The 19,745-nt window shown below is 57.6% G+C and carries 22 protein-coding genes, 1 other RNA gene and 1 pseudogene; 14 read left to right on the top strand and 10 right to left on the bottom strand.

Annotated features, from left to right (window positions below):
- Positions 1 to 130 precede the first annotated feature (130 nt).
- Entirely contained in the window at positions 131 to 499 is a 369-nt protein-coding gene (locus F9C28_RS10455; RefSeq protein ID WP_199015202.1) for a DUF805 domain-containing protein, read from the top strand.
- Between the two features lie 66 nt (positions 500 to 565).
- Here F9C28_RS10455 and F9C28_RS10450 read toward each other — a convergent pair whose 3' ends face one another.
- Positions 566 to 1,468, bottom strand: coding sequence for a LysR family transcriptional regulator (locus F9C28_RS10450; protein ID WP_199015200.1), 903 nt, complete (start codon positions 1,466 to 1,468; stop codon positions 566 to 568).
- 101 nt (positions 1,469 to 1,569) lie between these two features.
- Between F9C28_RS10450 and F9C28_RS10445 the strand changes: the two genes are divergently transcribed.
- Both F9C28_RS10445 and F9C28_RS10440 read left to right on the top strand, forming a co-directional pair.
- Positions 1,570 to 2,271, top strand: a complete 702-nt coding sequence (locus tag F9C28_RS10445; RefSeq protein WP_199015198.1) for a pirin family protein — start codon at positions 1,570 to 1,572, stop codon at positions 2,269 to 2,271.
- A 30-nt stretch (positions 2,272 to 2,301) separates the two neighbouring features.
- Positions 2,302 to 2,505 carry a hypothetical protein gene (locus tag F9C28_RS10440; RefSeq protein ID WP_199015196.1) on the top strand — a complete coding sequence of 68 codons (204 nt, stop codon included), beginning with the start codon at positions 2,302 to 2,304 and terminating at the stop codon, positions 2,503 to 2,505.
- A gap of 53 nt (positions 2,506 to 2,558) precedes the next feature.
- Here the strand turns inward: F9C28_RS10440 and F9C28_RS10435 are convergent, their stop codons facing one another.
- A complete protein-coding gene (locus tag F9C28_RS10435) occupies positions 2,559 to 2,912 on the bottom strand; it encodes a hypothetical protein (protein ID WP_199015194.1) in 354 nt (117 codons plus the stop codon).
- Positions 2,913 to 3,298: 386 nt separating this feature from the next.
- On the opposite strand from F9C28_RS10435, the gene F9C28_RS10430 reads away from it, so the two are divergent.
- Positions 3,299 to 3,766: a nuclear transport factor 2 family protein gene (locus F9C28_RS10430; RefSeq protein ID WP_199015193.1), complete on the top strand. Its 468-nt coding sequence runs from the start codon at positions 3,299 to 3,301 to the stop codon at positions 3,764 to 3,766.
- 74 nt (positions 3,767 to 3,840) lie between these two features.
- Positions 3,841 to 4,617 (top strand): CatB-related O-acetyltransferase, encoded by a 777-nt coding sequence (locus tag F9C28_RS20340; RefSeq protein ID WP_199015191.1) that lies wholly within the window; start codon positions 3,841 to 3,843, stop codon positions 4,615 to 4,617.
- 598 nt (positions 4,618 to 5,215) lie between these two features.
- Here F9C28_RS20340 and rnpB read toward each other — a convergent pair.
- From rnpB to rsmI, 4 genes are all read right to left on the bottom strand, one after another.
- Positions 5,216 to 5,596: RNase P RNA component class A (gene rnpB / locus F9C28_RS10420), an RNA gene on the bottom strand.
- A gap of 51 nt (positions 5,597 to 5,647) precedes the next feature.
- Positions 5,648 to 6,538, bottom strand: coding sequence for a 2-hydroxy-3-oxopropionate reductase (gene garR / locus F9C28_RS10415; RefSeq protein WP_199015189.1), 891 nt, complete (start codon positions 6,536 to 6,538; stop codon positions 5,648 to 5,650).
- 30 nt (positions 6,539 to 6,568) lie between these two features.
- Positions 6,569 to 7,339: a 2-dehydro-3-deoxyglucarate aldolase gene (garL, locus tag F9C28_RS10410; protein ID WP_199015187.1), complete on the bottom strand. Its 771-nt coding sequence runs from the start codon at positions 7,337 to 7,339 to the stop codon at positions 6,569 to 6,571.
- 335 nt (positions 7,340 to 7,674) lie between these two features.
- Positions 7,675 to 8,538 (bottom strand): 16S rRNA (cytidine(1402)-2'-O)-methyltransferase, encoded by an 864-nt coding sequence (rsmI, locus tag F9C28_RS10405; protein ID WP_199015185.1) that lies wholly within the window; start codon positions 8,536 to 8,538, stop codon positions 7,675 to 7,677.
- Between the two features lie 61 nt (positions 8,539 to 8,599).
- Between rsmI and F9C28_RS10400 the strand changes: the two genes are divergently transcribed.
- The 4 genes from F9C28_RS10400 to dolP are packed head-to-tail and all read left to right on the top strand — an operon-like array spanning position 8,600 to position 12,284.
- Positions 8,600 to 10,717 (top strand): penicillin-binding protein activator, encoded by a 2,118-nt coding sequence (locus F9C28_RS10400; RefSeq protein WP_199015183.1) that lies wholly within the window; start codon positions 8,600 to 8,602, stop codon positions 10,715 to 10,717.
- Positions 10,675 to 11,067 (top strand): YraN family protein, encoded by a 393-nt coding sequence (locus F9C28_RS10395; RefSeq protein WP_199015181.1) that lies wholly within the window; start codon positions 10,675 to 10,677, stop codon positions 11,065 to 11,067. Before F9C28_RS10400 ends, F9C28_RS10395 begins: the two co-directional genes overlap by 43 nt.
- A gap of 39 nt (positions 11,068 to 11,106) precedes the next feature.
- Complete coding sequence (gene diaA, locus F9C28_RS10390) at positions 11,107 to 11,697, top strand: DnaA initiator-associating protein DiaA (protein WP_199015179.1); 591 nt, start codon at positions 11,107 to 11,109, stop codon at positions 11,695 to 11,697.
- An 11-nt stretch (positions 11,698 to 11,708) separates the two neighbouring features.
- A complete protein-coding gene (dolP, locus tag F9C28_RS10385; RefSeq protein WP_199015177.1) occupies positions 11,709 to 12,284 on the top strand; it encodes a division/outer membrane stress-associated lipid-binding lipoprotein in 576 nt (191 codons plus the stop codon).
- A gap of 75 nt (positions 12,285 to 12,359) precedes the next feature.
- On the opposite strand, the gene F9C28_RS10380 is transcribed toward dolP, so the two are convergent.
- A complete protein-coding gene (locus F9C28_RS10380) occupies positions 12,360 to 13,004 on the bottom strand; it encodes an NAD-dependent epimerase/dehydratase family protein (RefSeq protein WP_199015175.1) in 645 nt (214 codons plus the stop codon).
- Between the two features lie 28 nt (positions 13,005 to 13,032).
- Positions 13,033 to 13,468, bottom strand: a pseudogene (locus tag F9C28_RS10375) (YhbP family protein).
- A gap of 121 nt (positions 13,469 to 13,589) precedes the next feature.
- Between F9C28_RS10375 and F9C28_RS10370 the strand changes: the two are divergent.
- Positions 13,590 to 13,892, top strand: a complete 303-nt coding sequence (locus F9C28_RS10370; RefSeq protein ID WP_199015267.1) for a GIY-YIG nuclease family protein — start codon at positions 13,590 to 13,592, stop codon at positions 13,890 to 13,892.
- Here F9C28_RS10370 and F9C28_RS10365 read toward each other — a convergent pair.
- On the bottom strand, positions 13,879 to 14,382 hold the full coding sequence (locus F9C28_RS10365) for a GNAT family N-acetyltransferase (protein ID WP_199015174.1): 504 nt from the start codon (positions 14,380 to 14,382) through the stop codon (positions 13,879 to 13,881). The two genes, F9C28_RS10370 and F9C28_RS10365, sit on opposite strands and share 14 nt — an antisense overlap.
- Entirely contained in the window at positions 14,376 to 14,900 is a 525-nt protein-coding gene (ubiT, locus tag F9C28_RS10360; RefSeq protein ID WP_199015172.1) for a ubiquinone anaerobic biosynthesis accessory factor UbiT, read from the bottom strand. The genes F9C28_RS10365 and ubiT overlap by 7 nt, the downstream gene beginning before the upstream one ends.
- 252 nt (positions 14,901 to 15,152) lie before the next feature.
- Here ubiT and ubiU point away from each other — a divergent pair, with 252 nt between their 5' ends.
- The 4 genes from ubiU (at position 15,153) to F9C28_RS10340 (ending at position 19,629) form a co-directional block, all read left to right on the top strand.
- Positions 15,153 to 16,148, top strand: a complete 996-nt coding sequence (ubiU, locus tag F9C28_RS10355) for a ubiquinone anaerobic biosynthesis protein UbiU (RefSeq protein WP_199015170.1) — start codon at positions 15,153 to 15,155, stop codon at positions 16,146 to 16,148.
- A 16-nt stretch (positions 16,149 to 16,164) separates the two neighbouring features.
- Positions 16,165 to 17,040, top strand: coding sequence for a U32 family peptidase (locus F9C28_RS10350; RefSeq protein ID WP_199015168.1), 876 nt, complete (start codon positions 16,165 to 16,167; stop codon positions 17,038 to 17,040).
- A gap of 219 nt (positions 17,041 to 17,259) precedes the next feature.
- Positions 17,260 to 18,270, top strand: coding sequence for a luciferase-like monooxygenase (locus F9C28_RS10345; RefSeq protein ID WP_199015166.1), 1,011 nt, complete (start codon positions 17,260 to 17,262; stop codon positions 18,268 to 18,270).
- Positions 18,271 to 18,432: 162 nt separating this feature from the next.
- Entirely contained in the window at positions 18,433 to 19,629 is a 1,197-nt protein-coding gene (locus F9C28_RS10340) for a CfaE/CblD family pilus tip adhesin (protein WP_199015165.1), read from the top strand.
- Positions 19,630 to 19,745 lie beyond the last annotated feature (116 nt).

Raw genomic sequence — 19,745 nt, 5'->3', positions numbered from 1 at the left:
GAAGTGGCACTGCTGAGCGCAAACTTTCCACCATCAGTGGTTTACCTCATCCCGTTTCCCAGCTACGCTTGTTAACAATAGTGCCCTGACAAGTGATTGATAGAAAAGTTAAACTGAGGTCGGATGACAAATGGACTGGTATCTAAAAGTAGTACGTAATTATCTCGGGTTTAGCGGCCGGGCACGGCGCAAAGAATACTGGATGTTCATTCTGGTGAACTTTATTCTCAGCGCTGTCCTCGGGATCCTCGACAACATGCTCGGGCTGAAAATTTTCGGTGACAAGGCCTTGCTCACCACCCTGTACGGGATAGCCATTTTCCTTCCCTGGTGGGCGGTACAGTTCCGCCGCCTGCACGACACCGATCGCTCAGCCTGGTGGCTATTACTGCTGGTGATCCCGGTGCTCGGCTGGCTGGTGATCCTCGCGTTCAGTTGCCAGGCCGGTACCTCAAGCGCTAACCGCTACGGGCCGAGCCCCAAAGATTACTCTTACTAGCCACATCCCCTACCGGGTTAATTGATGCGCCAATAAAAAAGCCCTGTGCCGTGCACAGGGCTTTGCTTAACCGTGGTGCTTGATCAGCTGTTTCGGGATCTCGCGCAGGCACCAGGCCTTTGCTTCCCCCATACTGTCGCGCCGCCAGGCCATGATAATGTCTATCTCGGCAGTGGCTTCCGGGCTGACGACCCGCAGGCGGCCCTCTTCGATGTCTTTTTCCACCATCGGATACGGCATCGTGCCCATGCCCAGCCCTTGCAGCAGCGCCCGGCGTTTATCATCCAGAGAGCTGACCGTCAGACGCGGCTGTTTGTCCAGCAGCGACACAGTTACCGCAGGGCGCTCCCTGGCGGTATCCGCCACCGCAATCCCGCGGTATTTTACCCGGGTGGCATCCGCCAGCGGTTCCGGCTCCTGGTGGATCGGGTGGTCCGGGGCGGCTACATACACGCTCAGCACCTTGTACAGTTTGCGGGAGTTTATCTCCGAGGAAGAGCGGAAGTGCAGATCCGGCGCGATTACAATATCGGCTTTGCCCTGTTCAAGGCTCTCCCAGGAGCCCGCCAGCACCTCGGTCAGAATAGACAGCTGGGTGTTCGCTTTTTCCGCCAGTTTATCCACCAGCGGGTACAGCAATGCGCAGGGCACAATCGCCTCGGTCACAATGGTGAGGTGGGTTTCCCAACCCCGGGCCAGCGCCTCGGCGTCCACGGTTAGCTTATCTGCGGCTTCCAGCAGAATGCGCCCGCGTTCGAGGAGCATACGCCCCACGTTGGTAAATTTTGTCCGGTGCCCAGAGCGGTCAAACAGCACCACATCCAGCTCCTCCTCCAGCTTCTGCATGGTATAGCTCAGTGCGGAAGGTACTCGTCCCAGTTCATCAGCAGCGGCAGCAAAACTTCCCCGGCGGTCAATCGCATCCATTACGCGCAACGCTTCCAGCGTTAAGGCTCGCTCTTTAGACATGGTTTTCTCATTCAGGAATTTTGAACATACAGAGCAGATTAACTGGCTAACAATACAGCGTCCAGCGTTTTAACATGGTGGCATGCAAAGAGAGGTTACCTATGATCACGCCGAGAACAGTCAAACAATGTGGGCAAGCAGACTATGGATGGCTGAAGGCTCGTTACACCTTTTCTTTCGGCCATTATTTCGATCCTACATTATTGCGCTATGCATCGCTGCGGGCACTGAACCAGGAAGTGCTGGCCCCGGGCGCCAGTTTTAAACCACGGACCTATCCTAAAGTCGATATTCTCAATCTGGTGCTTGATGGCCATGCGGAATACCGGGATAGCGATGGGAACTACGTGCGCGCCACAACGGGCGAGGCGGTATTAGTCTCCACCCGGGAAGGTGTCAGCTACTGCGAACAGAATCTCAGTAAGGACCAGGAACTATCCCGCCTGCAAATCTGGCTGGACGCCTGCCCTGAACGGGAAAATCCACTGGTACAGAAAGTGGTACTGGATGGAAACTGCCACCAGATGCTGGCCTCCCCGGACGGCGAGAACGGCAGCCTGATGCTGCGCCAGCAGGTCTGGATCCACCATATCGAATTAGCAAAAGGCGAGCAGATGCGTTTTCATCTGCATGGCCCGCGGGCTTATCTGCAATCTATTCACGGTACCGTGCATGCCGCCACGGAAGCGGAGCAGAAAGCGGCGTTAACCTGTGGGGATGGGGCATTTATTAGTGATGAAGCTAACATTACGCTCGTTGCCGATTCGCCTTTGCGCGCTTTACTGATAGATTTACCGGTGTAATTAGATAAACCAGCGAAAAGGGAGTGAGCTGTGAGTAAGAAGCCAAATCGGAAAAAGCATGCAGTTAAACGTACCAGGGCACCGGGCGTTGCCGTCACAACAGTGGAGCAACCCCGCACACCGGAAACCAGTGATATCACCCGTGGCGAACTGAGCTTCGAACAGATGATGAATGAGCTGGAGGCTATCGTCAGCGAGGTCCGGGCCCGACAAACTGAAGAGAGCGCTGCCTGATTTCTCCGTACTGACCGCCAGCATGATACTGGCGGTTTTTTATTGCCCGCCTTTCAGACAACCCGACCGGGCTGAAGCGCCGTCGCCGGGCGCTGTGAAATTTTACGGCAGTATTGGGATTTATTCTGCCCGGCATAGCGGAACAGATACTCATCCGTGGAGTCGAGGTGAATCAGCATATCGCCGTTGGTAAAGCGAATAAATACCAGGTCACCGTGACGGGTATGGCCAGAACCTACCGCAAAGTGTTTCCCCCACTGTTCAGAAACATGGTCATAGCGGTGCAGCGTGATCTCCACATTGCCCCGCTGTGGGCAGTTCAGTTTCAGATCTGTCGAGCCGAAGTTAAGGTCTTTCGCTGTCGCAGGCAGAGATAAAAAGATAAGGATAAGTAATCTGATAATCATGATCTTACGCTTCGTGGTTATTTTATGTGGTCTGTTTACCTGCTAACCGCGCCCCGATTCTTGCGTACTGTCAATATTCTTCAGATAAACGTAATCCTGGTACAAAAAGTGTGAACTTACGCAGCTCATGCGGCGAAAAATCTTAATATCCTCGAAAATTCGGCATTATTGATTACGTCCGTGAGTTGTTATTGCGGCCAAAAACCTATCGCATAACGTTAATGATTGCGCACACTATTATCCTGCCTCTGGCTACCGTTTAGCCCATCAGCCCTGAATCACGCTATGCCCCGCAGGGGGCAGTGAAAAATAACGATGAATCAACCACAGCGTTGAAAAAAGGGCTATATGTAGATAAGCCTGTTGATATCGATGAGGAACAAGTAATGACGATCCGCCCGCCGGTCCCCCCGTTTAATGAAGCAACCGCCAGAGAAAAAGTGCGTCTGGCGGAAGATGCCTGGAACAGCCGCGATCCACAGCGTGTATCGCTGGTGTATACACCAGATACCCAATGGCGCAACCGCTGCGAGCAGGTCAGCGGCCGGGAAGAGGTGGTCGCCTTTCTGACGCGAAAATGGCAGCAGGAACTGGATTACCGGCTCATTAAGGCGCTGTGGGCCTTTACTGACAACCGGATTGCGGTGCGTTTTGCCTATGAATGGCATGATGATTCCGCTAACTGGTTTCGCAGCTACGGCAATGAAAACTGGGAATTTACCCCCCAGGGGCTGATGGTCAGACGCTTCGCCTGTATTAATGATATGCCGATCAGCGCCGGTGAGCGCCTGTTTCACTGGCCGCAGGGCCGTCGCCCGGACGATCACCCGGGGCTTGATGAGCTGGGGCTGTAATAGCGTCGCGCCCTGATCCCCGCAACAAACCAGCAACCGCGCGGGGGACAACATGGACAGGAAAGATACCGCCGATGAAAATAGCATTTGGTGAAATTAAGGCACTGCTACAGGCGCAGCGCATTTTTATAGGTGGTCAGAAACTGGTTTGTAGCCACGGGTTTTACCGCGATGATTTAGCCATTGAGATCCCGGACAATCTCGCCACCGAGTCTTACACCACCTATTGGGGGCGCTGCGGTGAGCGCCTGGCATCGCTGGGGGCATTCAGCTATACGCGTACCCCGCTGCCGGCGCTTATCCAGGTCGGCCGCTATACCTCGATTGCCGATCGGCTCCAGGTGCTTGGTGACCGGCACCCGCTCGAATGGGCCAGCGCCAGCCCGGTATTTTACGCCCGGCATTCCGGTGTCATGGCAACGCTGGCCAGCGACAGCGGCCGGGAAAACCATTTTCACGCTTTTGCATCGCCCCCGCGCCGTATCCAGATAGGCAATGACGTCTGGATCGGTCAGAACGTCACCCTGGCGCAGGGGATAACCATTGGCGATGGGGCTGTTATTGCCGCGAACGCGCTGGTTGTAAAGGATGTTGCTCCCTATACGGTGGTTGGAGGTAACCCGGCGAAGCCTATCCGCGCCCGGTTTGACGAACAGATCGTCCGGGAGCTGCTGGCGCTCCAGTGGTGGCAATATTCCGCCCAGGACATCGCGCAATTCGCGGTCAGTCAGGTGGAACTGTTCTGTGAGCAACTGCACCAGGCCGTGCAGGACAAGGCCATTGCTTCGCTGGTGCTGCCCATGCTTACCGCGGCTGATATCCGCCACTACCGCGATCAACAACCGCAATAGCCCTTTATCCCGGCCGCAGTTATCAGCGCTGACGCTGGACATATTTATATAAAACAAAGGCCTGATAAAACAAAACCCCGCCGCAGCGGGGTTTGTCGAATGCGTTGACGCTGGCCGGTAAGCCGCGTGCTTTCATGAAGAACGGAGTGGACACTCATTTTGCCCGGGCCATATCTCTGGCTTAGCCGATAAAACAAAACCCCGCCGCAGCGGGGTTTATCGAATGAGTTGAAGCTGACCGGTAAGCCGCGTGCTTTCATGAAGAACGGAGTGGACAATCATTCTGCCCGGGCCATATCTCTGGCTTAGCCGATAAAACAAAACCCCGCCGTAGCGGGGTTTGTCGAATGCGTTGACGCTGGCCGGTAAGCCGCGTGCTTTCATGAAGAACGGAGTGGACAATCATTCTGCCCGGGCCATATCTCTGGCTTAGCCGATAAAACAAAACCCCGCCGCAGCGGGGTTTGTCGAATGCGTTGAAGCTGACCGGTAAGCCGCGTACTTTCATGAAGAACGGAGTGGACAATCATTCTGCCCGGGCCATATCTCTGGCTTAGCCGATAAAACAAAACCCCGCCGTAGCGGGGTTTGTCGAATGAGTTGAAGCTGACCGGTAAGCCGGGTTCTGTCGTGGACAATCATTCATCTAGGCCAGCAATCGCTCACTGGCTCAAGCAGCCTACCCGGGTTCAGTACGGGCCGTACCTTATGAACCCCTATTTGGCCTTGCTCCGGGTGGAGTTTACCGTGCCACGAACTGTTGCCAGCCGCGCGGTGCGCTCTTACCGCACCCTTTCACCCTTACCTGATCCCGCTTGCGCGGGCCATCGGCGGTTTGCTCTCTGTTGCACTGGTCGTGGGCTTGCGCCCCCCAGGCGTTACCTGGCACCCTGCCCTATGGAGCCCGGACTTTCCTCCCCTCCGCCTGTCTCCCTCCAAAGAGGGACGACGACGAAGCGGCGATTGTCTGGTCAGCTTCGGCGCGCAGTATAGAGGGTTTCCCCCCAGCTGTCACGCCCATTGGGCGTAATTACTTAGTGACTTCGCACTGGGCCAGCTTCTCGTAATAGCGGGCCAGCGCACTGTGATCCGCCGTCCCTTGCCCATCGGCACGCAGCGCTTGCATCATCTCCATCACCGCCGCCGTCAGCGGCAACTGTGCCCCCACCTCGTGAGAAGTATCCAGCGCATTCGCCAGATCTTTAATATGCAGATCAATACGGAAACCCGGCGTAAAGTTACGCGCCATCACCATCGGCGCTTTGGCATCCAGCACCGTGCTGCCCGCCAGACCACCGCGAATAGCCTGATACACCAGATCCGGGTTAACCCCCGCTTTCGTGGCCAGCACCAGCGCTTCAGACATCGCGGCAATATTCAGTGCCACTATCACCTGATTAGCAAGCTTGGTGACATTACCCGCCCCGATATCGCCGGTATGCACCACCGATCCCGCCATCGCCTTCATCAGCGTATAATGCTTATCAAATACCGCTTTATCACCCCCCACCATCACCGACAACGTGCCATCAATGGCTTTGGGCTCCCCGCCGCTGACTGGCGCATCGAGCATATGCACGCCTTTGGCCTGCAGGGCCTGACTGATGTCGCGGCTTGCCAGCGGCGCAATCGAGCTCATATCAATCAGCGTCAGGCCCGGCTTCGCCCCGTCAATAATGCCGTTCTCACCCAGGGCGACCTCTTTCACCTGCGGGGAATTTGGCAACATGGTAATAATCACATCACACTGCTCAGCCACTGCTTTCGGGGTTGCCAGCGCCTGAGCACCGGCGGCCGTCAGCTCAGCCACCGACTGGGCATGATTATCCAGCACCACCAGCGAGTAACCGGCGTTGATCAGGTTCTTGCTCATCGGTTTACCCATGATCCCAAGGCCGATGAAGCCCACTTTCATTGTCATAGCGTGTTCCTTTCTCAATGCAGTTGACGACTACTTTTTAAACTGGTCACACAACGTCTGCGTCGCATTGCGGAAAATCCCCAAATCACTTCCCACCGCGACAAAATTAGCCCCCCACGCCAGATACCGCCGCGCATCGGCTTCTACCGGGGCGAGGATACCAACAGGCTTGCCGTGCGCCCTGGCCCGCGCAAAAAGATGCTGAATACACTGCTGCACGTCCGGGTGAGACGGGTTACCCAAATACCCCAGCGCCGCCGACAGATCCCCCGGGCCGACAAAAATCCCGTCTACCCCGTCCGTTGCGGCAATCGCATCAATGTTGTCCACCCCCAGCTGGCTTTCTATCTGTACCAGGAGGGTGATGTTGTTATTCACCTGCTGAAAATAGTCCGGCACCGTGCCATAGCCATTACTGCGGTGAGAAACCGACACCCCGCGAATGCCCTCGGGCGGATAGCGCGTGGACGCCACCGCCTGCCGGGCATCATCAGCGCTCTCCACAAACGGGATCAGGAAGTTGTAAAACCCGATATCCAGCATCCGCTTGATGATAATGGGTTCATTGGTGGGCACCCGGACAACGGGCGCGCTGTGGCTGCCGTTAAGCGCCATCAGTTGCGGAATAAAAGTGGTTAAATCATTGGGCGCGTGTTCGCCATCCAGCACGATCCAGTCAAACCCCGCCAGGCCCAGCACTTCCATTGATATCGGGCTTGCCAGCGCAGACCAGCAACCAATCTGGGTTTGATGGGCGCCAAGCGCTGCCTTAAACTTATTAGGAAATACGTTGCTATTCATGAGATTACCCTTAGATTGCGCGTGGTGGCCCGCTGCGCCGTGTATTTATCTGGATGAAATTATAATCAGTCACCGGCGCACTGGCATTGTGCACACGCACAAGCTTGCCGCCATAAACCGCAGATTTTATCAACATTCGCCCATTTTCATGGGCGCTGGTGCACAGTTCACGGATGCGGTTAACCGAGGGCGGGCGCGGTAATCAGGAGGAGCGCGGGCACCGTCAGTGCAAAACACACCGCCGGCGCGGCCCGAAAGGGCCTGAGGTTAATTGAGGTTATCTTTGCTACGGGGTGACGGGGCGGCGTTCCCGGCCGCCCCGAAGGCCACTGAGATTAGTTACCCTGCTGCTCAAGGGCATATTTGTACAGGGCGTTTTTCTTCACACCGTGGATTTCCGCCGCCAGGGCCGCGGCCTTCTTAAGCGGTAACTCCGCCTGGAGGAGCGCCAGGGTACGCAGCGCATCCGCCGGGAGCGTATCTTCCTGGGCCTTAAAGCCTTCGACAATCAGCACCATCTCGCCTTTGCGGCGGTTTTCGTCTTCTTTTACCCACGCCAGCAGTTCGGCCACCGGTGCGCCGTAAATGGATTCCCAGGTCTTGGTCAGCTCCCGGGCCAGCACCACGTAGCGCTCTCCCCCCAACACTGCTTCAATATCTGCCAGGCTATCTAACAGGCGATGGGTCGATTCGTAGAAAATAATCGTCCGCGTTTCCCGCTCAAGGGATTTTAAGGTGTCACAGCGGCTTTTGGATTTCGCCGGCAGGAAGCCTTCATAACAGAAACGGTCGGAAGGCAAGCCCGCGGCGCTCAGGGCGGTAATGGCGGCACAGGCTCCGGGGAGTGGCACCACCGTGATACCGGCCTCCCGGCAGGTACGCACCAGGTGGTAACCGGGATCGTTAATCAGCGGCGTACCCGCATCGGACACCAGGGCAATGCTCTGGCCTTCCCGTAATTTTGCCAGCAAGGTCTCTGATTTTTGCTGCTCATTATGGTCATGAAGGGCAAAAAGCCGGGCGTTTATCGCAAAATGCTGCAGAAGTATGCCGGTGTGTCTGGTATCTTCTGCTGCAATAAGATCAACGGATTGCAATACAGACAATGCCCGTTGGGTGATATCACCCAGATTACCGATCGGGGTTGGAACGATGTAGAGCGTGCTGGGAGATATCACCGCCGAATCGAGTTGTTTCATTGTTTCATCCGTATTGCCGATTTAAAATTGAACACATGTAAAAAATAACACTGGATACAGTATGGTACCGTCAAACTTTTCACGTTCTAAAGCCGGGCGCTGCGTGCCTGTTTTACTGGCCGCACTCGTTTTTGCCGGCTGCGGCACCCGTACCACTGACGAAAGCACCGCGCACCTGCAGGGCCAGGCGCAGGCTAACTCTGGTTATTACCTGCAACAAATGCAGCAAAGCACGAATGATACCAAGACCACCTGGCAATTACTCGCCATTCGTGCACTGCTTAACGAGGGGAAAACCCAGCAGGCGGTAACGCTCTTCCAGCAATTACCCAGCCCCCTCACCACCGATCAGCAGCAAGAAGCCGCGCTGCTCAATGTGGAAATCAAGCTGGCCCTGGGCGATCGGGGCACGGCCAGCAAGCTGCTGGCCAATATCAGCCCCCAGGCCCTCACCCAGAATCAACAGGCCCGCTACTGGCGTGCTCAGGTGGCCACCACAGAGGGCCGGGCGTCGCTGGATCGCCTGCGGGCGCTGATTGCCCTGGAGACGTTACTCCCGGCGGCAGAGAAGCAGAAAAACCACGATGCCACCTGGCAGACGCTGGCACAGATGACCCAGCAACAGGCGGACGCCCTGGTGATCAATGCCGATGAAAATACCCTGCAGGGCTGGCTGGATCTACAGCATACCTGGTTTATCAACCGCAGCGATCCCGACATGATGAAAGCAGCCATTAAAGACTGGCAGACCCGCTACCCGCAGAACCCGGGGGCCACCATGCTGCCAACGCAACTGGTTAATGTGCAAAAATTCACCCCGTCGGCAACCACAAAAATCGCCCTGCTGCTCCCGTTAAGTGGCCAGGCAGGCGTCTTCGGCCAGACGATTCAGCAAGGGTTTATGGCCGCCCGCAGCGGTAGCCTCAGCCCCCAGCCGGTGAGTAGCCCAACCAGCGATACCGCCACCGGTGGCAGTAACATCAGCGGGGACACTCAGCAATATGCTCAGGCCAGCAGCATCACCGCCCTGACCACTAACGACAATACCGTTGCCAGCCCGGCGGCGGCCTCAGTCTCCGACTTAACCGGGGACCAGCCAGACACCCCGGCCCCGGCGCAACCTCAGGTGGCCGACCCGGCACCGATCCAGCGCGCTGTTACCCCCCAGGTGAGTGTCAGCACCCCTGATAGCCAGCCCACCAGCCCGCAGCCTGTCGCCAGCAGCGCCGCACCATCGGGCCCGGTCGCCGAAGTAAAAGTGTATGACACCAACAGCCAGCCGCTGGCGCAGATCCTCGAACAGGCGCAGCGCGACGGTGTTTCTCTGGTGGTTGGCCCGCTGTTGAAAAACCAGGTCGAACAAGTGATGGCCAGCAATACACCGCTTAATGTTCTGGCCCTGAACCAGCCGGGGAAAATCGAGAATCGCCCGAACATTTGCTACTTCGCCCTGTCGCCAGAAGATGAAGCCCGCAATGCGGCCGATCGTATCTGGCAGGCGGGCCAGCGCAGCCCGCTGCTCCTTGTTCCTAATGGGGATTTAGGCAACCGGGTTATTCAGGCCTTCACCAGTAAGTGGGTCCAGCTGGGCGGCGGTACCGTGCTCCAGCAGCGCTTTGGCAGCGTGGCCGAACTGCGCGGCAATATTAATAGCGGTGCCGGTATTGCCCTGAGCGGCACCCCGGTATCGCTCGCCGGTAACAGTAGCCCCTCTTACGGGGACACCAGCGCGAGTGACGGCAGCGTCGATGCCGCCTATATTGTTGCCACCCAGCCGGAAGTTGCGCTGATAAAACCGATGATTGCCATGCGCACCGGTAGCCAGAACAGCGCGGTGCTCTACGCCAGCTCGCGCAGCGCCCAGGGTGGATCTGGCGCGGACTTCCGCCTCGAAATGGAAGGGCTGCAATACAGTGAAATCCCGCTTCTGGCCGGGGAGAATATCGGCCTGATGCAACGCGTGCTGAGCACCACCAGCAATGACTACAACCGGGCGCGTTTGTACGCCATGGGGGCCGATGCCTGGACCCTGGCCAACAACTTTGCCCAGATGCGCCAGGTGCCGGGCTTCCACATTAGTGGTAATACCGGTGAACTGAGCGCAGATCATAACTGTGTGATTGACCGGAAACTAACATGGCTCCGTTACCAGAGTGGGCAGATAGTCTCCGCCCGGTAAATCGCCGCCAGCAGGGCTCGGACTATGAATTACGGGCCCGTCGCTGGCTGGAACGACAGGGGCTGGTGTTTATCGCGGCCAATGTCACCAGCCGCTATGGTGAGATAGATCTGATTATGCACCAGGCCACGACCCTGGTGTTTATTGAGGTGCGCTACCGTAAGTCCGGGGCCTTCGGCGGGGCGGCCGCTAGCGTGACACCTCGCAAACAATTAAAAATACGCCAGACCGCCAGCTGGTGGCTTGCCCGCCAGAATGGGAGCTTTGATACTGTGGATTGTCGATTTGATGTGGTAGCCTTCACCGGCGATAACATTGAATGGCTAACCAATGCGTTTTCATCTGAGTGACCCTGCTAGCCCGGCTGGTGGTTAATTTTAAGGATTATTGTGCTCGAGAGAATCAAAGCCTGCTTTACCGAAAGCATCCAGACCCAGATAGCTGCGGCGGAAGCGCTGCCTGATGCCATTTCCCGCGCAGCGATGACCATGGTTCATTCCCTGTTGAATGGCAATAAAATTCTCAGTTGCGGGAACGGAACCTCTGCGGCAAATGCCCAGCATTTTGCCGCCAGCATGATCAACCGTTTTGAGACCGAACGCCCGGGTTTACCTGCGATTGCGCTCAGCGCTGATAATGTGGTCCTCACTGCGATTTCGAACGACCGTTTGCATGAAGAAATCTATGCCAAACAGGTGCGCGCACTTGGCCAGGCCGGTGACGTACTGCTTGCCATATCCACCCGAGGGAATAGCCGTGATATCGTCAAGGCCGTAGAAGCGGCCGTTACCCGGGATATGACGATTGTCGCTTTAACAGGGTATGACGGTGGTGAGCTGGCCGGGCTACTTGGCCCGCAGGATGTTGAAATCCGCATTCCGTCGCATCGCAGCGCGCGTATCCAGGAAATGCACATGTTGACGGTAAATTGCCTGTGCGACCTGATCGATAACACGCTTTTTCCACATCAGGACGATTAAAAGGAGTACTTATGAAGGCGACCAAGCCGCTGGCAGTTCTTGCAACCGCATTGCTCCTTCAGGGGTGTATCGCGACTGCCGTTGTCGGCAGTGCCGCAGTAGCCACCAAAACCGCTACCGATCCACGTACCGTCGGTACTCAGGTGGACGATGGCACGCTGGAGCTGCGGGTCAATAAAAACCTGGCGAAAGATGAACAGCTGAAGAAACAGGCCCGGGTCAGCGTTACCGCCTACCAGGGGAAAGTGCTGCTAACTGGCCAGGCCCCGACCACCGATCTGAGCGCCCATGCGAAACAGATAGCCATGGGGACCGACGGCGTGACCGAGGTCTATAACGAAATCCGCCAGGGGGCGCCGATTGGCCTGGGTGTCGCCTCCAGCGATACCTGGATAACCACCAAGATCCGCTCGCAGCTGTTGGCCAGCGATCAGGTCAAATCCTCTAACGTGAAAGTCACTACCGAGAACGGCGAAGTGTTCCTGCTCGGCCTGGTGACCCCTACCGAAGGCAAGGCTGCCGCCGATATGGCCAGCCGGGTGAGCGGTGTTAAACACGTGACCACGGCGTTTACTTATCTCAAGTAATCTCTTTCTCAAGTAACCGGGTCAGTCACCACCAAGCGGATGCCACGGCGTCCGCTTTTTTTACCGCTCGCCGGGTTATCCCTGCCCCAGGGCCAGGGCCCGTAACTGGCTATTATTAAGAATGGCCACCGGCGCGGTGGGTGGGGTCATGGCGCTCAGCACCATAGCCCGGGCAACATCCCTGGCCGGAATCGATCGCCAGCGATCCGGCAAGATCCCAAACAGCGGCGCCATGATCGACTCATTCAGCCGCGGCTTACCGCGATCGCCCAGCAACATTGAAGGGCGGCACACGGTTAGTTGCGGCCAGCCCTGCGCCATCAGCCCCTGCTCCATCCGGCCTTTGACCTTGTTATAGAAAAACAGTGAGTGCGGGTTCGCCCCCATGGCGCTGACCACGATCATCTGGCGGGCGCCCAGCCTCAGCCCCGCCTGGCCCGTCTCCAGCACCAGGGTGTAGTCCGCCTGAACAAACGCCGCTTTACTGCCGGCTTCCCGCCGGGTGGTGCCCAGGCAACAAAACACCGTGTCGACCGGTTGATCCAGCGTGTTCAGCGCATCCAGTAATTGTGGATCACAGGGGTTGATCACCCCGGGCTGCGCCTCCAGCGGGCGGCGGGTAGGGGCATAAATGGTGGTCACCGACGGCGCAATCACCAGCTGGCGCAGCAGATCACTCCCGATCAGACCGGTGGCACCGGTAATCAGTACATTATTCACAACAACGGCTCCGTGGTGGGTTTTCGGGCTATTCCCCGTCTCGCGTCCAGTACAGTTTTTTGCCAAATCCGAGGGTGTTATCGGTAAATTTTAGTTCATCCATGCGGATTTCCCACACCGGCATGGGCATGGCCAGCGCCACCGGGAAGCGTCGGCAATAACGCGCGCGTTGCTGCCGGGCCTGCTCCCCTTCCAGCAAGCGCAGCTCACCGGCAAACTGCACCCCCGCGGATCAAAGCCACGGTTTTATTCTGCCCGCTGACTGTACCGGCAACCGGGCAGCAGGCCCCGGCAATCTGGCCATGCCGCGAGCCGGGATCGGTTAACAGGTACAGCGCCACCCGCTGCGGGTCATAAACATAAAATGCACTGGCGCACCAGGGCTGGTCACCGCGGGCCACACAATAGGTCACCACATGTTGTTTACCGAGCCAGCGGCTGATCGCTGCAAGGGACTCACTCATAAGAATTTACCTTTCAAATGCTCTCCCCTGAGGGTAACCCCTTTCGCCGGGGGCCACCAGCGGTGCAACCCGCTGTGCAACATGGTATGGTGCGGCGATGTTTTCTGATAACGCCACCACCATGACGCCCTGGTTTTTATATATGATTCGCAGCCCGGATAACGCCCTATACACCGGCATTACCACAGATGTTCCCCGCCGTGTTAAACAGCACCAGTCCGGTAAAGGGGCCAAAGCGCTGCGCGGAAAAACTAACCTGCTGCTGGTATTCAGTACCGAAGTGGGGGATCACGGGCGGGCGCTGCGCCTTGAGTACCGGATGAAGCAACTAAAGAAAAGCCAGAAAGAACAGCTGGTCAGCGGGGAAGTCGCGTTTGAAGATCTGTTTGCCGATCTCCAAACGCAGGATATTACAGGCGGTTAAAGTGATCGGCGTATTCCACCAGACCATGCACCCCGTCCAGGGCGTCATCCGCCAGGCGGTGTACCTGGAAAGCGGCTTCGCAATCCGGCCAGCGGCAGCGTAAATCGTAGCGTGCGGCCGGTTCAAAGCCCAGGCGGCTATACAAGGCCGGATCGCCAAGGGTAACCACGGCGGCATAGCCAAATTCATTGAGAGAATCCAGCCCTTCGTAGACCAGCTGGCGCCCCAGACCCTGGCCGCGCCAGGCGTCATCTACTGCCAGTGGCGCCAGACCGACCCACTGAAGCTCTTCACCCGCCACGCTGACCGGGCTAAACGCGGCATAGCCGATCACCTGGCCGTCGTCATCGGTGGCGACGACACCCAGCGTGAGTAAGCCATCTTCACGTAAGTCGTGTACCAGACGGGCTTCACCTTCCCCAGGGAATGCACGGCGCAACAGCGCATCGATCCCCGGTGCATCAATCGGAATTTCGACTCGAATTAGCATGGTTCACCTACTGAATGTTCACGCCCGGCGGGCGCTGTTTTTAACCCCGCCTCAACGAATTCGGCCAGTTGCAGAAGCAGGATACGCAACGGTTTTGGCATCGCATCCAGTTCAATGGCATCCATTAAGTTTTTAACGTACAGGCCCAGTTCGGTATCCCCTTCAATCACCAGACGGCGCTGGAAGAAGAGCGTATCCGGGTCCTGCTTACGCGCGGCAATTAATAGCAGATCGTTAGCATCAGCGCTGAAGCTCACGTCTGCCGTGGCGTGTTCACGCACCACCAGCTTGCCATCCTGAACGGAGGTAAACCACGCCAGGCCAATATCACGCACCGAAATACTTAGCCAACGGCCGTCAAGAAAATCGAGATCGCCATCCTCCAGCGCCTGGCGAAACTGCCAGGACAGCACCTGCTCCAGCACGTGGCGCTTCAGAGCAAAGGGCGCCAGGCGGACGGGGGTGCTAATGAATGACGGGCCCAGACGGACAAGACGCGAACGCAGTTTATCCAACACGTACTTTACTCCCTGAAATAGATAATCCCCGACATTGTGCCACAGACATCATGTTGTCGGCTGGCTCAAAATCAAAATTGATACGGTTAATAACATAGTCTAATCATGCGATTTTCAGAGTACCAATACGTCATTAGCTGCCCCAAATCAAAAATTGCCATCAACCGGTTAATTAAAATCGCTGTTCGTTAATAATTACGCTGGTCCATTATGGCCCGGCACGGGCACCAGCCCGGATAACCAGGATATATTATGGAGCTGCTTTGCCCCGCCGGTAATCTACCGGCTTTAAAGGCCGCCATCGAAAACGGTGCTGATGCGGTCTACATCGGACTGAAAGACGATACCAACGCGCGCCACTTTGCCGGGCTCAACTTCACCGAGAAAAAGCTACTGGAAGCGGTGGACTTCGTCCATAAACATCGTCGCAAATTACATATCGCCATTAACACCTTCGCCCATCCGGACGGCTACCAGCGCTGGCAGCGCGCCGTGGATATGGCGGCGCAGCTGGGCGCAGACGCCCTGATTCTGGCGGATCTGGCCATGCTGGAATATGCCGCCGAAAAATATCCCCACATCGAGCGCCACGTCTCCGTACAGGCATCGGCCACCAACGAAGAAGCCATTCGCTTCTACCAGCGCCACTTCGACGTCGCCCGGGTGGTTCTCCCCCGGGTACTGTCCATCCACCAGGTAAAACAGCTAGCCAAAGTGACACCGGTGCCGCTGGAAGTATTCGCCTTCGGCAGCCTGTGCATTATGGCTGAGGGCCGCTGCTACCTCTCTTCTTATTTGACCGGTGAATCCCCCAATACTGTGGGCGCCTGTTCCCCGGCTCGCTTTGTGCGCTGGCAGCAGACCCCACAAGGGCTGGAGTCACGGCTTAATGATGTGCTGATTGACCGCTACAAAGACGGTGAAAACGCCGGGTACCCCACCCTGTGTAAAGGGCGCTACCTGGTTGATGATCGTCCGTACCATGCCCTGGAAGAGCCCACCAGCCTCAACACGCTGGAGCTGCTGCCGGAGCTGCTGGCGGCGAAGATTGCCTCGGTGAAAATCGAAGGGCGCCAGCGCAGCCCGGCCTATGTAAGCCAGGTGGCGAAAGTGTGGCGCCAGGCTATCGATCGCTGCATCGCCGATCCCGCCAGCTACAGCCCGCAGAGCACCTGGATGGAAACCCTGGGCTCTATGGCCGAAGGCACCCAGACAACCCTCGGTGCGTACCACCGTAAATGGCAATAACCAGTCAGGAATTACCATGAAATATTCGTTAGGGCCGGTGCTGTATTACTGGCCAAAAGAGACCCTGGAACAGTTTTATCAGGCCGCCGCCAGCAGTGCAGAGATTGTCTACCTGGGTGAAGCGGTGTGCAGCAAGCGCCGGGCCACCAAAGTGGCAGACTGGCTGGATATGGCAAAGTCCCTGGCCGCCAGCGGCAAACAGGTGGTGCTGTCGACCCTGGCGCTGGTCCAGGCATCCTCAGAGCTAAATGAAGTCAAACGCTATGTGGAAAACGGCGATTTCCTGATTGAAGCGAACGACCTCGGCACCGTAAACCTCGCCGCCGACCGCAAATTACCGTTTGTGGCGGGCCACGCCCTTAACTGCTACAACGCCGTGGCGCTGCGCCTGCTGCAAAAGCAGGGCATGGTGCGCTGGTGTATGCCAGTGGAGCTTTCCCGGGACTGGCTGGCCAATGTGCTAACCCAGTGTGAAGAATTGGGGATCCGCGACAAATTTGAGGTAGAAGTCCTGAGCTACGGCCATCTGCCGCTGGCCTACTCCGCGCGCTGCTTTACTGCCCGTTCGGAAGATAGGCCCAAAGACGAGTGCGAAACCTGCTGCATTAAGTACCCCACCGGCCGCAGCATGCGCTCCCAGGAAGATCAACAGGTGTTTGTGCTGAACGGCATCCAGACCATGAGCGGGTATGTGTATAACCTCGGCAACGAGCTGAACAGCATGCAGGGGCTGGTCGATATTGTGCGCCTGTCACCGATGGGCCAAGAGACTCTGGATCTGGTGGAACAGTTCCGCGCGAACGAACAAGGGGCTGCGCCTCTGCCGCTGGCGGCTCACAGTGACTGCAACGGTTACTGGAAGCGCCTGGCCGGGCTGGCACTGGAGGTGTAGACCCCGGCGGCTATTCACCACTCTCAAAGAGGCTACGGCCTCTTTTTTATTGCCCTCATCCCACGCCTGCTTATCCGCCCCGAGCGCAACACAAAGGCTCGCAATGTTAATCAATATCGGTAATCTTTAATGCACTATTAAAAACCAATATTCTGGCCAGCACATCGCGGGCCAGAAGCCGACCTTCAACCGGACGATAAGTAGGTAAAGTGAGCCAATATGTCTGAGATTTCCCCCGTTCCTTTTTCCGTGCTGGATCTCGCCCCGATCCCGGAAGGCGCCAGCGCTGCCGATGCGTTTCACCGTTCCCGTGAGCTGGCCTGTTTAGCGGAGCAACTGGGTTACCACCGCTACTGGCTGGCAGAGCACCACAATATGAAAGGGATCGCCAGCGCCGCCACCTCAGTGCTGATTGGCTACCTGGCGGCAAACACCACCACTCTGCGGCTGGGCTCTGGCGGTGTGATGCTCCCCAATCACGCCCCGCTGGTGATTGCCGAACAGTTCGGCACCCTGGAAACCCTCTACCCCGGGCGTATTGACCTCGGGCTGGGCCGGGCGCCAGGCAGTGACCAGCGCACCATGATGGCCCTGCGCCGCCATATGAGCGGCGATATTGATAATTTTCCGGGTGACGTCAACGATCTGATTAACTGGTTCGATGCCGCAGACCCCGACCCCGCCGTGCGCCCGGTACCGGGCTATGGCACCAGGGTCCCGGTATGGCTACTGGGCTCCAGCCTGTATAGCGCCCAGTTGGCGGCACAGCTTGGCCTGCCCTTTGCGTTTGCCTCCCATTTTGCCCCGGATATGTTGCTCCAGGCGCTGGAGCTATACCGGGCGCAGTTCCGGCCCTCGGCTCGTCTGGCGGCCCCCTATGCAATGGTGTGCATCAATGTGATTGTGGCGGACAGCAACCGGGATGCCGAATTCCTGTTCACCTCTCATCAGCAGGCATCGACCCGTCTGCGGCGGGACGGCAGCGTGCAACTGCCGCCGCCGATTCAGGACATGGACAGCTACTGGAACCCGGCGGAGAAATATTCCGTTGAGCGGGCCCTCGCGATGTCCGTGGTGGGCGACAAAGCCAAAGTGACCCACGGGCTGGAAAGCATCCTGCACCAGACCCGGGCCGATGAGCTGATGATCAACAGCCCGGTCTTTGATCACCAGGCGCGGCTGTACTCCTTTACGCTGACACAGCAAATCCACCGCAGCCTGTTTGCCTGATCCCCTGCGCGGGCCATCCCCCGGCCCGCGCTTATGATTTATTGACTAAAAAAAACGTAATAATTAGTTAATTTCACTGCCGTTTACCTGAATAGTGGCACCATCACCGATAACAACAAATAAAACCAGAATATCAAACTATTACTTTGCGTAACGGTGACAATGGCCCACTCCTTCGCACCACCCCACACGCTGTTTTACGCCCCCTGCCATACAGCCCCAGGCCGCCTGCGGTTTCTGGCGTGCCTGTTAATCGTGGTGGGCATTCCCCTGCTGTGTTTTATCCCCCGGGCCCGCGCCGACAGCGGCGCCCAGGATAACACTATCACCCTGCAGCACCGCACGGATAAAGCAGCTCCGGCGGCGCTGTCGATATGGGCCCAGGCCCGGGGCGGCAGTGATGCAGATCCCTCCCGCCACGGCACCGATGGCTGGGTGTGCCTGTCCCGGCGCGATCCGCGCCACGGCGCCTGTCCGACCGATCTGGAGTGGGCTTATCGCTGGGGAACAACCACGCCGATTTCACTCACCTTTACCGAGCAACACAGCGGGGCAACAGCGGTACTGACACTGACGGCCAGTAGCGCATTCTATGCCGATCCCGCCCACCACTGCGCGACGGTCAGCCGAACGACAGCGATTAATCAGGTGTCGTTGCTGGGCTGTGAAGACGGGCTGGCGGTAAAGTATTACAACGGCAAGGTACTGTCGGTGACGCTAACGGCAGACCAGATTGCCCGCCTGCCCTTTGGCGGCCGCTGGCAGGCACAGTTAGTGCTACAGCAGCACGCCTGGTCATCCGCCAGCCAGGTTGCCCTGTGGGCGGCCAACATAACGCTGGAAGTGACGGATAAACATAATGGCGCGATTTACCTGCCGGGAATGGATACCGCGCAGCCGCTGATCACTCTGGGGCTGCACCCGACGGGCCACCGGGATCTGGTTGCCGGGCAGCAGGTGGTTGATACCTGCCTGTATGATGGCTATAACGCTAATAGTCCCTGGCTGAGTGTCACGCTGTCTGACGCATTGCCCGCCACAGGCCGCGGCGCAGCGACATTTTCAGTGGTGCATCGCGGCCACAGCCCTGCCAGCGCCAGTAACCGTATCGATTACCGGGTCGCGCTGGACTATGGCGGCAGGCAACAGTCCGTGCTGAACGGACGGCCGCTGCTGTTAGCCAATGCCGACCGTGCACCGGTGCACAGCGTCACGCTGCCGGGCATTCCCCAGCCGGTGGCCTGTATTCCCGCCCCGCTGACGTTGACCGTCGCCCCCTTTAACCCCAGCATCAAAAATCCCGGCCACTATTCCGGCACGCTGCGCATTGTGCTGGCAGCGGACGCCCTCGTCCCCTGAGGGCGGCCTGTGCCCGCGCTGACCGTACGCCATCCCTTCTCTTCCCAAGCAATACTCACATAAATTAAGAATGGCTGAGATCAATTAAGTTGGGCCTTAAGGGCGGGATATGGTCT

The sequence above is a fragment of the Shimwellia pseudoproteus genome (assembly GCF_016415625.1).
Classification (GTDB): Bacteria; Pseudomonadota; Gammaproteobacteria; order Enterobacterales; family Enterobacteriaceae; genus Shimwellia; species Shimwellia pseudoproteus.
The sequence above is the reverse complement of the archived record's forward strand: the minus strand, read 5'-3'. Positions and strand labels throughout refer to the sequence as shown.